A 16,142-nucleotide genomic window follows, 5' to 3' on the forward strand; every position below is an offset into this window, starting at 1 on the left:
CCCTTTTCTTTGGCCTTAAATATAAAGTTGTTTATCAGAGGGATCTAGCGCAATATAGAGCAAGACGGCTAGTTCTTCTGGACTAATTTGGGCCTGATTGGTATAGGCCGTGCGCAGATCGGTTAGGGTAGAGCGGGCCTGTTCTTCGCCCATCCAGATATCGTACAAGCGAATAATTTCGAGGGGGCTATTGCTTAGGGGCTCTTCCTGAAACTGAATCCGCAGGCGAATGGGGAGGGCCGTTTGTTGGGGCCGATAAAAGAGGTGGTAGCCTTCTTCTTTTTTGAACAAATCATAGAGCGCATAGCCTTCCACCCAAATCTTTTGAGGCTGCATCCGATAATTGAGGTCCAAATACTCTAAAAGGCGAGCATAATTGGTCTGCAAATAATCAATTTCTTTTTGTCCTTGGCCCTCAATAGCCGACTCAAAATGCAGGCAGATCGCATCGGTTTCCTCTTGCAGCGCTAGGCGGCAAGCCATACTCAAATAAGTAACCTTAAGCAACTGTTGCAAATAAAGCGATTGGCTGCGGTCAAATTGATCGGGAGCATTTTGGTAGACATAGCGAAGTTCGGCCAAGGCGGCATCTTCAAAAACGGCCTCTTGCTTGAGCTGTTCCTGACTAGCGGCTGCTTTTTGGTAGAGCAGGCTGCGGGTACCACTATTCTTTAAGCGCAGAGGCGTTACTTCCAGACTGAGGCTCTTAAATTCGAGGAGCAGGTGCTGTAGGCGTTCCTTGCTTTGTTCCAGTTGCTCTTTTAGCTGAAAGAAATGCCATTGTTCTTGAGCGGGTTGGCTGCTATAAAAGTGGCTTTCCTCTTCTTGGCTCTCTCGGAGTAGGCCTTGCATCTGTTCTACCTTTCGGAGCAAATCTTTATAGGCATAAGGCCCTTTTTGCTGCTGCATATTGGGTAGGCCGCTTTGCTCTAAACGCTGAATAAAGCGCAGCTCTTCGATGCGGGCCTGTAGTTTATCCTCCTTGAGTTGGATATCGAAAATAACGGGTTGTTCTCCGGTTGTTTTCAGTAGTTCTTCGGCGGTAAAGGCCGTTAGGTCTCGTTCAATTTGTCTTTTGAGGGCGCGTCCCCCCATCCGTTTGCTATAGCCCCTATTGGCCACCCACTCTAGGGCGGCCGCCGAAATATTGAGGATACTAGTTCTTCGAACAAAGCCATCTCTACTGAGCAGCTGCTTAATTTGCAGCTGAGCAATTTGTAGAATATGGGGCAGTTCTAGGCTATTAAAGATCACGATTTCCTCAATGCGATTGATGAGCTCTGGACGGAAGAAATTCTCTACGGCTCGGCGATAAATAGCGGCTTGTTCATCGGGACTATTGCCAAAACCCAGGCGGCGGTCCAAATCTTCGGCCCCAATATTCGAGGTCATGATGATAATGGTATTGCTAAAGTCTATCGGGCGACCTAGGGCATCGCTCAGGCGGCCATCGTCCAAAACTTGTAGCAAGAGGTCGTGCACTAGGGGGTGGGCCTTCTCGATCTCATCAAAAAGCAAAATGCCAAAGGGATTATAGCGAAGTTTTGCGCCCAATTGTCCCTCGGGTTGGTTGTAGCTGCCCAATAGTCGGCTACTGGCATTATAATCATTATACTCATTCATATCAAAGCGAATGAGTTGTTTGGGGTCTCCGGTCAAATAATCGCAAATGACCTTGGCGGCCTCGGTTTTTCCTACGCCAGTGGGGCCAATAAAGAGGAAGGAGGCCAGCGGGCGGTTGGGGTTTTGCAATTTGGCCTTCAGCAAATGAATCAATTGGCTGAGCCGCTCCACGGCCTGTTCTTGTCCAATCAAGCGGGCCGAAATATTTTTGCGCAATTCCTCGGCCTCTAGCTGATAGTTATCGTCTAGAATAGGCGAGGCCAAGCCCGTATACTCCTTAAATTCTTCCTGTACTTCTTCTACATCAATACTTTGACCCTGTAGTTTTCGGGCGAGTTGCCGCATCATTTTGGCCACACTACCCGGCAGGGCTCTTTTCTTAAAGTAGTTATGATGGATATTGAGCATCTGCTGCAGGGCAGGCACACTAATGCTACAAGCCTCTTGCAATTCGAGCTCTTTGCGTAGGCCCAAAAGCATGCGGGCGGCCTCCTCCTCCTTGGCGGCGGGAATCCGTTTGAGCTGAAACAGTTCGGTAAATCGACGGTCTTTTTCTTGCAAAAGTTTCCATTCTTCCGAGCTAGCAATCAGGATGAGCTGAAAGGCCTGCTGCTCCAGATAGGGCTTGAGCAAATCGGCCAAGGTCATGCTGTTTTGGGCCGTTTTCCCAATTCGGACCAAAGCCAAAGGGTTGTCAATAACGAGTTTATGGCTCAGTTGTTTGTTGCGATAGCCTTTGGGCGAGCGCAGTTCCTCCACAATGGCCTCCATTCGCTTTTGCCACATACCCACAATGCTCATTCCCGAGATCACTCGGATGGGATCGAGCCGCCAGATGATTTCTTCCTCCTCGGGCAGCTCTTCTTCGCCCTTTTGCATATAACGGTAGACCATCTCTTCAATCAGGCTGTGCCGCCCCACACCGGCCTCACCAATGAGGACCAAAGGCTGGTTGTTGGGTCCATACACCAAGGGGTAAAGCTCTTTTATCAGCTCTTCTCGCTCAAAGGCGCGTTGCAATTCACTAGGGTAAAAGTTGTTGAGGTTGCGCCCCAAACGCTCTAGTTCATCGGCACCATCAAAGGAAGTAGGAGCCTGAAAAAAGGCCATCATATCACTGCCTGCAGTCGCTTCAAAAGAGAAATCTCCCTGCTCTAAGCTAATGCGCATTTGTAGTTCTTGCACAAACTCAGAACGCTGCAAACAAAACTGCTGCAACTCCTCCAAACTGCTGCCTTCTTCCAGTTCCGTCAACAGCAATTCCTCAATCACTTCTTTTGTTTGGGCCAAAATATCAGAGGGCTTTTGCCGCTCTGCATCCACCAAAAAACAATAGGACTGAAAACTGGGCAAACAAACAATGCCCTGCTCCTGCAACTGAAAATAAAGGATGTGAAAACGTCCCTGAAAGAGCTGCTCTTTCTCTAACAGAAACTTGAGCTGCGGCTTGAAGGATTGCATCTTTGGCGAAAAACGAAACCAAAAAAGCTGCTCCATATTCTCTCTGCGCAACTTGAAATCTCTAAAATAGGCCCGCAACTCTTTTCTAAATTGCTGAAGCGCAGCTTCATAACGACGGTCGGTGGCAATGGGCGATTGGAAAAATAGCGGGCGAATATAATATTGCCAGCGCTCATCTACCTTAATATTTTGGACCAAAATAGGCAGTTGCAGCTGTACAGAGGACATAAATTTTACTGGTTTTAGTTTAAGCTTAGCAAGCTAAGGAATCTAAACTGTTTGGGCAAAGGCCTCCGCATATATTTAAGGCGCAGTTTGCTTTTTTATTTTTTTTTGGGCGTTACTCCTTTCAGTCGTCGAACTGCGGCCAAAGGCCTTGTTGTCGCAGCAAAGCTGCGGCGCTACGTTTCGCAGCTCGCTGCTCGCTCGGCCCTGCGGCGGCTGTGCCGCCTGGGTCTGGCCTGCGGCCACTGCTGCACATCGCTAGGCCGTTTGGCCTTCGGCCATGGCGGCTTTGCCGCACTGCCTACCATCGGTTACTCCCGTTGGTCGTCGAACTGCACCCTAAAGGGCTTGTTGTGGCCGCTCAACGGTCTTTTTTCTTCTGGCTTTTTTTCTTCGGCCCTTAATTTTAGGAGGGTCCAAAACCTAGGATATCTAAATAGTTCTGTCTATAGTTGAAAACAAAGTCTAGAAGGGCTATTTTGAGCTTGATGGACCTCTGTTATTATCGTAAATAAGGACTAAACAATGAATGAGCAACTAAAAGAGCGAATAAAAAAAATATCTGTTCGTGGACGCTTTGCTATAGCTTTACGTATTCTAGAAATAGAACTGTCAAAATATCTTGTCTTTCAGCAGAGTCCTACTTCAAAAATCCTAATCAATAAACTGAAAGAATTTACCAATAGTACGACCGTAGATGATTGGATGGAGGAAACAAATCGAATAATTCCAGCTACAGTTCTAGAAGATGAGGGACGCTATGATGCAGAATATTTCGCTGACTTTCTAAAGGAAGAAGATTTTAATGAATTTTACAAGCAGTATAAAGCTTTGCCAGAGCGTTTTTTGACTGCAATAGATTATACGACCTGGCTTGGTCAAGCCCATATTTATGTGGGAGTTCCAAGTTACTCAGAGGAGACTTATGAATATTTATTGGAGGTAATCGAATTAACTGCTGTTGATAACTTGCCTGAAATCATAGCCCGTTATGAGTTTTCTTCTTTTGAGCAACGTCAAGGGTGGGGAAATCGCTTTAATTATGATGAGGTCTAGGCGAGGGGGCGAATAAACTAAAAACTTATGGAAACTAATGTAAGGGCAAGGTTTGTCCTTAAGTCTTGAGCTTAACAAAAGACTGCTTAGGTTTCTCTATTTAACAGATACGGATTTAGATATAGATTTATATGTCAATTGGTAAAATAGGACGATATGATTTTTGAAAAAATTGGATACGGTACGGAAGAATTTCTTGTTTGTGAATCAAGTGAAATTCCTTTAATAGAGGCAGCGTTAGAGAAAGGAAATGAAAAGTGTTCATATATCTATCTGAATCCTGGTAAAGGCTATGAATGGGATAATATTATATGGTTATTGGCGTACAAAGATAGAATAAAAGGATTGGTCATAGTTGGAGAACAAATAGACATTTATGGAATAGATCAATTTGAAAATCTTGAGGTATTAAGTTTTCCCGAAACTAATGAGTACGCTATTGATTTTTCAGTTTTTAGCAAGTTAAAAGAGTGCCGAATCACTTGGAATACTAAGTATAAAAATTTGGACCAATGTCTTCTTTTAGAAGAGTTAGCGATCTGGAAGTTTAAATCAACCACTAAAAGTCGGAACCAACTATCCAAGTTGTATAATTTAAAGAAATTGAAATTTGTGCAGGGAAATATAAAAGACTTAGATTTTATTGCTAAACTTGAAAAACTGGAAATTTTTGAGGGCCATTATCAGACTAAGTTAGAAAACATAGAGGCTTTAGGAAGCCTGAAAAGCCTGAAAAGAGTTGTCTTAGATATCTGTAGAAAAGTGCTAGATTACAAGGCACTAGGTAGCTTAGTTGGCCTATCATATTTAATGATAGCCGAATGTTCTAAAATGGATAGCTTAGAATTTATAAAAGAGATGAAAAATTTAGATTTCTTATCGTTTTATGGCACATTGGTAGAAGATGGGGACTTGTCTTTTTGTGTCGGAATAAAAACGGTTACCTTTGATGATAGGAAGCATTACTCGCATCGTCGCGAAGAATTTAACTAGTTCAGGTCTACAGCCAGCAGTTTATTGCCTTCACTTTACTCCCTTTCTAAAAGCATATCATTATGAGAGCTGTTTTTCTGCTCTTAATTCTAACCATCTATAGTTGTAGACATCTTGAGCGGAAAGACTTTTTTAAACAAAAAGAATTGACGCTTAAAGCACAGAAACTGCTTTATCAGTACTACTCTTTAGACAGTATGCCGCAGTGCTTTTGTGAGGTTTCATTTTTGGATAGCCTGATAAAAGAAAGGTATATAAAGGAGGACTATCGACCGAGAAATGTGGATAGCCTTACCAAAGATACTAGATGTGTATCTTCAGTTTTGGACTGTCAACTTCGGTATAGTTCTGCTGGGAAATGCCAGAGGGATACAGCAATGACTGAATTATATTTTGAGCTAACCTTAAATGGTCAATATGTAGGGGTTGTACGGCAAAGCGGCAATATAGTAGTTCCGATCACTACATTTTGTACAAAAAATGACAGCTTTTATTATCTAACAGATGGCCGAGAGTATCACAGCTGTAAACCAATAGATTTGGTCCAGTAGACGATTGCAAAAATGGCCATGCTACAATTTGAAATGTTGAAACGGATTAAGTTTTTGATTTTTTTGCTTCTGCTATCTTCCTGTGCTTTTTTAAGGAAGCCTATCGAAAGAAAAGAGTATAAAGTAGTGTATGGGTCTTATGGAATAATGTCTGATATGGAATATATATCTATAGAGCATAGAGATATAGATGAAGTTCTGAAGAGAAAATTATCTCTAGAATTGAATGAATTATCTAAAGGATACTTGTCTATATCAATTGTTGATGGTGAAGTTAGTATGGACTCTCTAAAGCTGCGAAGGTTAGATGGCGTTACTCTGAGTTTCTATAAAAACAAGGATAAATTGGATAAAAAATTTAAGCCCAAGTTATTATCTCCAAATAAAAGTGAACTTATGGGTAAGACTTTTCACGCTTCTAGGCGATTGAAGTGGAACTACTAAATGGTACACCAATCTTATTAGTAGGGGCCTCCCGCCTACGGCGGGCGGTTACTCCCTCCGGTCGTCGAAGACGCCCTAAAGGGCTTGTTGTGGCAGTTTGGCCTTCGGCCATGGCGGCTTTGCCGCTTGCTATTCATCGCCTAGGGACAAGCCCCTAGGCTAACCTAATGGAGTCAGCCCTAAAGGGCCTCAATTGTTGATATCATGGCTTTGCTTATCTGTTTTTGCAGAGAAGAATGATATCCAAAGGCCCTCGCAGAGGGCTGTCTGAAAAAGCTAGCCTAGGGGCTTGTCCCTAGGCAGTAAGCATAGCCGCTGTTGACTAAGCTTAAATATTCTAGCAGCTAGTGGGGGCTGTTGAGGAAGTCAAAAGTCATTTTTTAGGGCTAAAAAAATAAAAAATGTTAATAAGTGTCCATTTTTTACAAAAAGGCAATACTTGCCCCTTAATTACCCTCTTTTTGCGGCAATACTTTTGTTATTTCTGTTAAAAAGAGTCGTTTTTGATGTTTTTGGACAGACTTCGTCCATAGTTCGAGCTTTATGCTTTGCTAGTTTGGCAATATTCATACTCATAGCAAGCAAGCCGACCTCTATATTCACCTTCTTTAATCCTCGAAGCATCAGTCGCCGAAAGCCTTTGTTTTGTTTTAGCTCTCCAAAACAGCCTTCAACATCTACTGATCTTCGTTTTCGTTTTCTAATCCCCTCTTCACTTAAAAGTAATTTTCTTGCTTTGGCTCTTAATCGCTCTAGATTAGGCGTTCTATGGATTCTTCGATTTGTAGAGGTTTTTTTATTTGAGTTCTGTTTTAAGCAGGGCTCCATCAGCGCACAGCCCTTACAGTCTGCTGCTTCATATATATTTGTTTCTTTAATGTAGCCTGACCGAAGTGTCTTTTTAGTCTCTCCTATTCGGTTTATTTTTTTCCCAACAGGACAAATATAAAAGTCACCTTTTTCATCATAGTGAAGGTTTCTAGCATTCGCAAACTCTTTTGTTTTAAAATTTCTTCGATGCTCTCTGTAAAAAGAGCCATACTTTACAAAACCCTCTATTCCTTTTTCTTCTAAAAAAAGATAATTTTCTTCGCTTCCATAGCCAGCATCTGCGGTAACTTGCTTGGGATAAAAATTATAACGCTCTTTAAATCCCTCTAAATGACGGATATAGGTGGCCATATCAGAAGATGTTCGCTCTACTGAATAATGAGTAATTACTCTATTGGATGTCGAAAATTGAATATTGTAATTTGCTTTAAGCTGGCCATTTTTTAAATGATCATCCTTAGTTCGCATAAAGGTGGCATCATGATCCGTTTTACTATAACTTCCACGGCCATCTATAATAGCTTCCTGATCTTCATAACGTTTATAGCGATCTGCAAATTTATTTATCGCCCTTAAGTTTTTTTTTTCTTCCTTGGCGATCTTTGCTTTTATTTCCTTATCTGACACTAACTGATTGATTCTATCAACAGTCTCTTGTATCTTTTCTGAGCTAGCCTTTTTTCCTAAATTTAAGGGCTCAATCTCTTGTTCCTCAGACTTATAAAGGCCTTCTAAATAAGCCCAGAAACCTTCCAGGCGCTCTCTGATTTTTTCTTTACTACTAGATAAACGATTGGCCCAAACATAAGTATAGCGATTTGCATTAGCCTCTAATTTTGTCCCATCTGTATAAACATCTTGCAAATCAACTAGACCTGCTTCTGCAAGTAGCAAAACGATATCTGTAAATATATCTTTAAACATCTCTCCCTCAAAGCCTTGTAGGCGCTTTGAGCGAAATATACTAATCGTAGAATGATCTGGAGTAGAACGACCACTCAACCAAATAAAAGGAATACTCTCTTTTAAGGCTTTTTCTATTTTTCGAGAAGAATAAGTGTTGTCTAAATAGGCATAAATCAACACTTTAATCATCATTTTCGGGTCGTAAGATGAGCTTCCTCCACCTTTATAACTATCATATAGGCGTTTCAAGTTGACTTGTTCAATCACTTGATTGACAACTCGAACAGGGTGATCTGCTGGAATCCATGCTCCTAAATCCTCAGGAAACATGCTCATCTGATTTTGTTGGCTATTGCGAAATACAGCTTTTCTTTTCATCCTTAAATTTACAAAAAATAGACAACTTATACAACTATATACCTATATAGTTTTTGGGTAAAAGTAATTAGCTAATGTCTTTTTCAACAGCCCCTTGCGGGGCTATGCAAACGGGCGGGCTAAAGCCCTTGTTTGCTATAAAAATGGAAAAGGTTCGCTCCTCAAAAACAACAACCGTCCAACCACAACGGCGAAGAAAAATCCCCTCGAAGGAGGGGATGACGATTTTTTAGTTAGCCTAGGGCCTTGGCCCTAGGGTTCCTATGAAATTTATGGGGGAGAAAAAACAAAATCAAACTACCGAAGAAAAAAATAACCCTTGTTCAAAGCGGTAGAGGATTTTAATCCTCTCCGCACTATAGATGTAGAATGGGGTTGTTGTATGGCTGTAGGTTTCAACCTACAGGTTATATATCCATCCTACAGGCCCGAAGGGCCGCAGGCCTAGGGATGGACAGCAGTGGCCGTTAGGCCAGACCAAGGCGCTGAAAGCGCCGCAGGGCCGAGCGAACAGCGAGCTGCGAAACAGCCCGGCCGCCGCAGGCGGCAGGCCCCCAAAAAAAGCCCCCTCCTTCATACAGAAAGAGAGGGCATAAAAACAGTTAGAAAAAGGCCTTAACGGCGAATGACAAACTTCTGGCTAATTTGTCCCTCCGGACTAGAGAGGCGCAAGAAGTAAGTACCTGCAGGCCAATCAAAAGAGAGCGGCAAGCTAAACTGCTGACCACTTAAGCGCTGCTGATATAGCTGGCGGCCCAAAACATCAAAGATAGCCAACTCCAGTTGCTGAGACTGCTGAAGAACAAGCTCTAGCTGCATCTGGCCATTGCTCGGATTGGGATAGAGGCTAAAGGCCTCTGCCCATTGGACGTTGATGCCCGTTACCGCCGATACAAAAATGCTATCTGTTGCAGTACAGCCATTGGCATCCGTTACTGTAACGCTATAGCTACCAACGCCTACATTGGTCAATTGCGACACACTATCTCCAGTGCTCCAAAGATAACTGAAGGGAGCGGTTCCGCCATTTTCGCTAGCGGCCAAAGCGCCATTGTTGCTTGTTGGTGTATGTGGTTGAGTGACCGAAAAGGCGAGCTGCAAACTAGCGGGGGCATTTACCGTATCGCTGAGGACAACCGTACAGCCTTGGGCGGTATCGGTTACCGAAACCTGGTAAATACCTCCGGCTAATCCCTGAAGGTCCTCTGTATTGGCGCCATTGGACCAACTATAGAGGTAGTTTCCTGCAGGACTGACCGTGAGGTCAAGGCTTCCATCTGCCGTATTAGAGCAGTTCGGGCTACTGCTTAGACTACTCAATACAGGTCCTTGAGGAATATTAAAGCTAGCGCTTCTTTGTTCCTCACAACCATTGGCAGAAGTAATTGTCACGCTATAGTTGCCATTGGCCAAGTTGCTCACATTAGCTGTAGTGGCTCCATTGGACCAAAGATAGCTATAAGGCGCTCCGCCTCCGCCACTGACATTAAGCGCCAAGGCGCCCGTGCCAGGTACACAGTTTTGCTCCGTACTCATGAGTTGGATTTGCATGGCCGCAGGCTCTGTAACTTGAACGCTACGCTGTGCACTACATACTCCAGAACTAATCGTGACGGTATAATTACCAGCAGCCAAACCACTGGCTACTTGCGTATTGGCCCCATTGGACCAGCTGTAATTCATGGGAAGACCCGTGCCTGTTCCCACAGCCTGAGCCTCTCCATCTGCATAGCCTGCACAGCTTGCATTTTGGCTAGCTACGGCATTGCTGGCTAAACTATTGTCTAGGGCCACGGTATAAGCCGCCGTCAAATCACAAGCATTAGCATCGGTTACAGTGAGTTGGTAAACTCCTGCCGCTAGAGCCGTTAGGCTACTTGTGTTTGCTCCATTAGACCAAGCAAAAGTGTAAGGCGTCGTTCCACCATTAACAATGGCCGTTAGGTTTCCATCATTACCCGCACAGCTCTCATTGTTGATTCCTGTGGCTAGGGTCATGGCGGTAGGTTGAGCTACTGTCGTACTGGCAATAGCAACACAGCCATTTGCATCGGTGGCGGTTACACTGTAGTTGCCTCCACAAAGGTTAATGGGGTTGGCTACTGTGGCCCCATTTGTCCAACGATAACTAATTGGAGCTTGTAGTCCACTGCTTTGTAGACTAATGCTGCCATTGCAGTTGCTTGCACAACTTACATCTGTAGGCGTAAGCTGTAGACTGCCATTACAAGGACAGTTGTAGTTGACTACAGCCGTGGCCACAGTCGTACAGCCATTGGCATCAGTAATTGTTAGGGTATAAGTACCAGCGATTAGGTTGGTAGCGGTAGCCGTAGTTTGTCCATCGGACCAAAGGAAAGTATAGCCAGCTGTACCGCCACTAATTGTAGCCGTAGCTGTACCATCATTTCCGGCGCAAGTTTCATCACTACTACTTGCCGAAGCGACCAAAGCAGTAGGTTCATTGACTACTGCAGTAGCTGTAGTTGTACATCCCGCAGCATCAGTAACCGTTACGGTATAAGTACCAGCGATTAGGTTACTTGCGGTAGCCGTAGTTTGACCATCAGACCAAAGGAAGCTATAAGGTGTGGTTCCTGCGGTAGCGATAGCCGTGGCCGAACCATCATTGCTTGCATTACAGCTGGCATCCGTGGCGCTACTGCTTGCGGCCAATGTACAAGGCGTACAGCTGTTGTTGACTACAGCCGTGGCCGTTGTTTGGCAGCCATTGGCATCAGTAATACTTACGGTATAAGTACCCGCTACTAGGTTATTGGCGGTAACAGTAGTTTGCCCATCGGACCAAAGGAAAGTATAGCCAGCTGTACCGCCACTAATCGTAGCCGTAGCTGTACCATCATTTCCGGCGCAAGTCTCATCACTACTACTAGCCGAAGCGACCAAAGCAGTAGGTTCATTGACCACTGCAGTAGCTGTAGTTGTACATCCTGCAGCATCGGTAACCGTCACGATATAAGTACCAGCGATTAGGTTGCTTGCGCTAGCCGTAGTTTGACCATCCGACCAAAGGAAGCTGTAAGGCGTGGTTCCTGCTGTAGCGATAGCCGTGGCCGAACCATCATTGCTCGCATTACAGCTCGCATCCGTGGCGCTAGTGGTCGCGGCTAGGGTACAAGGCGTACAGCTGTTGTTGACTACAGCCGTGGCTGTTGTTTGGCAGCCATTGGCATCAGTAATTGTTACAGTATAAGTACCCGCTACTAGGTTATTGGCGGTTGCCGTAGTTTGTCCATCGGACCAAAGGAAGGTGTATCCAGCCGTACCGCCACTAATTGTAGCCGTAGCTGTACCATCATTTCCGGCACAAGTCTCATCACTACTACTGGCCGAAGCGACCAAAGCAGTAGGTTCATTGACCACTGCTGTAGCTGTAGTTGTACATCCCGCAGCATCGGTAACCGTCACGATATAAGTACCAGCGATTAGGTTGGTAGCGGTAGCCATAGTTTGACCATCCGACCAAAGGAAGCTATAAGGCGTAGTTCCTGCGGTAGCGATAGCCGTGGCCGAACCATCATTGCTAGCATTACAGCTAGCATCCGTGGCGCTAGTGGTCGAAGCCAATGTACAAGGCGTACAGCTATTATTGACTACAGCCGTGGCCGTTGTTTGGCAGCCGTTCGCATCAGTAATTGTTAGGGTATAAGTACCAGCGATTAGGTTGGTAGCGGTAGCCGTAGTTTGTCCATCGGACCAAAGGAAAGTATATCCAGCTGTACCGCCACTAATTGTAGCCGTAGCTGTACCATCATTTCCGGCACAAGTTTCATCACTACTACTAGCCGAAGCGACCAAAGCAGTAGGTTCATTGACTACTGCAGTAGCTGTAGTTGTACATCCCGCAGCATCGGTAACTGTCACGATATAAGTACCTGCGATTAGGTTAGTAGCTGTAGCCGTCGTTTGTCCATCCGACCAAAGGAAGCTGTAAGGCGTGGTTCCTGCGGTAGCGATAGCCGTGGCCGAACCATCATTGCTAGCATTACAGCTCGCATCCGTGGCGCTAGTGGTCGCGGCTAGGGTACAGCTACAGTTTAGCGTGACGGCCACGCTACTTACAGCAGTACAGCCATTGGCATCAGTAACCGTAACAAAATAGTTAGCTGCGCTTAATCCTGAAGCGGTAGCCGTAGTTTGTCCATCGGACCAAAGGAAGGTATAAGGAGCTGTTCCGCTAGTGGCAGAAACAGTTGCTGTACCATCATTTCCAGCACAAGTCTCATCGCTGCTGCCAATTCCTGTAACTACCTCACTCACGGTAATAGCAGAAAGGACAATAAGGGTATCACTAATACAGTCATTTGTGGCAACAAGGGCCACATCATAAGTGCCCGCAGTGTTATAGCTTACGCTAGGGTTCATTGCTGTGGAGCTAGCGGGGCTTCCACCAGGGAAGAACCACTCATAGCTATCCGCATCGGTAGAGCTATTATTAAATGTAATGCTATTGCCCAAACAGATTGTACTGTTATTGGGGCTAAAGTTAGCCGAGGGCAAGGTCCCTAAAACGGGGACAATATAATGAGCGACATCAATTCCCCAGCTACCGGTTTCGTCATAGGCGTGCCAAGTTCCGTCACCCCATTGTTCCCAAGCGGTAGCAGGTGATGTTTCTCCATCGGTGTTAGTAATGAGTGCAATGGTATCGTTGCCATAGGTATATTCTATACCGACAAAGACTTCATTGGAGGCGGGTAAGGCGATGTTTCCAAAGGGAACAAAGGCCACATTATTTCCGCCAGCAATCAAGGTGACAATATCCTGATAAGCGATAGGAATACTGGCAATTATGGCTCCTGGCGTTCCGCCTGTACCATCCCAAACCTGTACATTAAAGCTATTGCTAGCATTGGCGGCTACGGCCTGACCAAAACCAAAGTAGGCTCCAGTCAAATGCGTATTGGCTCCACCATAATTAAAGTAGTCCGCCTTGGCGAGGTCTCCATAGCCATTGTGACCAGAAAGGTATCCACCTGGTCCCCCTGCATTATAGAGGGCTGGGTTGTCATTAGCTACATCATAATTTGAAATTGTGTCGCAAGCTTGTAGGCCAGAACTAAAACTGGCACCAGCTGCTGGCGAACTTCCACAACTATTTATTGCAATGACCTCCCAAAAGTACTGTGTGCCTGTCCCCAATACATTAGAAGTGTAGTTGGGAGAGCTGAGTCCTGTAGCTTGGTCGACAACATTTGTAAATGCGGCATCTGTAGCAATGCTAATGGTATAGCTATTAGCTCCTGCTGCTGTCGACCAGTCAAAATTGACGGGTAGGGCTAGGGCTGTTGCGCCATTGGCTGGACTGTTGAGTGTAACAGCTGTAGGTGTGGGGTCATTAACAACAAGGGTTAATGCTAGACTTTTGTTCCCTGAGGTACTGCTCGCATTAACGGTAAAGGGATAACTACCCGCTGTTACTCCTCCGCCTACATTGAGGGTTAGTGTACTGCTAGCTGCAGGCGTAACGGGGTTGGTACTAAAGCTGCCCACAACTCCTGTCGGCAAACCACTAAGGCTAAGCGTAACTGGGTCGCTATAGCTGCCAATTTGGCCCACATCTATGCTGTAGCTGGGCGTGGCTGCTGCACAAACGGACTGACTGTTATTCGTTGTACTTAGCGTATAGTCATTAGTGGCCAAAACAATCGTAAAGTCATTATCCGAAATGTCAAAGAAGTAGCCATTGGCGCAACGCACCATAATGCGGCCAGTGGTTGTGCCTACATTAGGAACGCTAATGGGCTCAGTTCCATCATTGGGAACATTGCTAGCTAATACGGTTGGATAGGTCAATCCACCATCTGTAGAAAGTAGAATGTCCACATTGGCACAGCTGACTGGGCTACCATCGGTGCCAGCTACATCCCAAGTTACGGTTTCTGTTCCGCCTCCATTCCAGCTAATTCCACTAGCAGAGGGATAAAGAACAACAAAGGGCCCAGAGTTGGCATCTACGGTCACTTGCATATCTGCATGATCGCTACAGCCTCCGCCAGCAGCATTATCACGTACGGTTACTCTAAAGTCCATGACCCGACTTACAGAAGGAAGTACCTCCCAAGTAAAAGGTCCACCCGCAGCCAAATCCACTAAATTGGGGAAGTAGCGAGTGGGGTCAGTAACTGGCTCAAAAGAACGGAAGTTTGGTCCTGCCGTAGAACTAGCTACAGGAGGCATGGTCGCTGTAGCATTTTCCATCTGTTCCCAACTATAAGTCAGGGTATTGCCATCGGGGTCTGTGGCCGAGGCGGTCAATGAAAAAGGCGTATTGGCTGGAATGTTAATGTTGGCCGCAGGGGCATTTACGGTAGGGGCATTATTGGCCAAGGCTGTTGTAGCCGGACAGTTGTGGCCTGCTCCCGTAATAAAGGCGCCCATTTCCTCCAATGAAATCGAGTGAAAGTAGTCATCACTCTGGTTTTGTACATTGGGGGCACAAATGCCAGCATATCCCATAATGGTAGAGGCACTACCGGGCTCCATGGCGGTGGCATTGTTGCGGTTACAGTTGTTGTTTTGGGTGTGGTTACATCCAAATTGATGGCCTACTTCATGGGCCACATAATCAATATCAAAAGGGTCGCCAATGGGCGCAGCACTACCTGTAACTCCACGGGCCTTGCCCGAATTGCTACAAACAACGCCCAAACCAGCCAATCCACCACTGTTGGTCCCAAACACATGACCAATATCGTAGTTGGCCGATCCAATTTCGCTGTCAATATTAGCCTGGTTTTCAGTAATCATTGTGCCTGGCGCGCCATTAGTATAAGGGTCCGTTGTTGCATTAGTATAAATAATGAGGTTGTTGTTGGCCACCAAGTTCATCCGAATGGCCATCTCTCGCTCATAAACACTATTTACTCGGTTGATGGTGGTGGTTTGTGCCGCTAGGGCCAAAGCTACCGTCCCCCCATGAAATTGAGTGTATTCTCCTGTGGCGGCAACGGCCATGCGGTAGGTCCGCAATTCACAGCTCCCAAAACGAGCGGCGCTCTGCCCAGCAGCCTTAAAGTTAGATAAGGGAATATTGTTACCCGTCAAGCCACAAACAAATTGCTTGGGAGCAGCTGGCCGAAAGTCCCGACGGTTATAAACAATATAGTGCTCAATATCGCCCCCGCCAAATTGATAGGGGTCAATATAGATGGTTCCCTTGCCCGCCGTCAAAATGATGGCGTGAAAGCCCTGTGGGGTCAAATCAAAACGAAGCGACTTGGAGGGGTCATTGATGCTCCGCCCCGCATAGGTCTGAATTTCCGGAAACTTTTCTGCCAATTCGGTCTCCATAATCGGCGACTCTACAATGTCAAAAACTTCATAGCTGCCATCGGGCATAGGCAGGCTCAAAAGGGTCTGGCTCATTGCCGCAATGGGCGTTCGCTCCATAGGGGCCACATCTAAAATGGTCCGAATTTCATCTAGGTTCAATCGAACCGTTTGGTACTGCTCTGCAAAAATGTAGCGAGTACCCGATTTGGGGATTTGGTCCTCGACTATTGGCGACCAAAGCTCTGTTTGCCCCCACAATTGGGAGCCCAAGAGCAATAGCCAAGCCAGTAGAAAGGACCTGAGGTAGGTCAGTTGCATAGGCGTTTACTGCTTAATGATTTAAAAATGAGTTAAGAAGTCCTTAATATAAAGCTTCTC

General features: G+C 45.5%; 6 protein-coding genes. 3 read left to right on the forward strand and 3 right to left on the reverse strand.

Going from position 1 to position 16,142, the window contains the following annotated elements; genetic code table 11:
• Nucleotides 1–15 precede the first annotated feature (15 nt).
• On the reverse strand, nt 16–3,312 hold the full coding sequence (locus SGRA_RS17795) for an AAA family ATPase (protein ID WP_015694207.1): 3,297 nt from the start codon (nt 3,310–3,312) through the stop codon (nt 16–18).
• Nucleotides 3,313–3,834: 522 nt separating this feature from the next.
• Here SGRA_RS17795 and SGRA_RS17800 point away from each other — a divergent pair.
• The 3 genes from SGRA_RS17800 (at nt 3,835) to SGRA_RS17815 (ending at nt 6,353) form a co-directional block, all read left to right on the forward strand.
• The gene (locus SGRA_RS17800) at nt 3,835–4,365 is read left to right on the forward strand and encodes a hypothetical protein (RefSeq protein ID WP_015694208.1); all 531 of its coding nucleotides are present in this window, start codon (nt 3,835–3,837) and stop codon (nt 4,363–4,365) included.
• A gap of 156 nt (nt 4,366–4,521) precedes the next feature.
• The gene (locus SGRA_RS17805) at nt 4,522–5,358 is read left to right on the forward strand and encodes a hypothetical protein (protein WP_015694209.1); all 837 of its coding nucleotides are present in this window, start codon (nt 4,522–4,524) and stop codon (nt 5,356–5,358) included.
• 569 nt (nt 5,359–5,927) lie between these two features.
• A complete protein-coding gene (locus SGRA_RS17815; RefSeq protein ID WP_015694211.1) occupies nt 5,928–6,353 on the forward strand; it encodes a hypothetical protein in 426 nt (141 codons plus the stop codon).
• 450 nt (nt 6,354–6,803) lie between these two features.
• Here SGRA_RS17815 and SGRA_RS17820 read toward each other — a convergent pair whose 3' ends face one another.
• Nucleotides 6,804–8,468, reverse strand: a complete 1,665-nt coding sequence (locus tag SGRA_RS17820; protein ID WP_015694165.1) for an IS1182 family transposase — start codon at nt 8,466–8,468, stop codon at nt 6,804–6,806.
• A gap of 615 nt (nt 8,469–9,083) precedes the next feature.
• On the reverse strand, nt 9,084–16,082 hold the full coding sequence (locus tag SGRA_RS23575; protein ID WP_015694213.1) for a reprolysin-like metallopeptidase: 6,999 nt from the start codon (nt 16,080–16,082) through the stop codon (nt 9,084–9,086).
• Nucleotides 16,083–16,142: the final 60 nt, after the last annotated feature.

The organism is Saprospira grandis str. Lewin (assembly GCF_000250635.1).
Classification (GTDB): Bacteria; Bacteroidota; Bacteroidia; order Chitinophagales; family Saprospiraceae; genus Saprospira; species Saprospira grandis.

Excerpts from the sequence above, each read along its gene's own strand:
- SGRA_RS17795 (WP_015694207.1), bottom strand. The coding sequence starts at position 3,312 with ATGTCCTCTGTACAGCTGCAACTGCCTATTTTGGTCCAAAATATTAAG.
- SGRA_RS17800 (WP_015694208.1), top strand. The coding sequence starts at position 3,835 with ATGAATGAGCAACTAAAAGAGCGAATAAAAAAAATATCTGTTCGTGGA.
- SGRA_RS17805 (WP_015694209.1), top strand. The coding sequence starts at position 4,522 with ATGATTTTTGAAAAAATTGGATACGGTACGGAAGAATTTCTTGTTTGT.
- SGRA_RS17815 (WP_015694211.1), top strand. The coding sequence starts at position 5,928 with ATGCTACAATTTGAAATGTTGAAACGGATTAAGTTTTTGATTTTTTTG.
- SGRA_RS17820 (WP_015694165.1), bottom strand. The coding sequence starts at position 8,468 with ATGAAAAGAAAAGCTGTATTTCGCAATAGCCAACAAAATCAGATGAGC.
- SGRA_RS23575 (WP_015694213.1), bottom strand. The coding sequence starts at position 16,082 with ATGCAACTGACCTACCTCAGGTCCTTTCTACTGGCTTGGCTATTGCTC.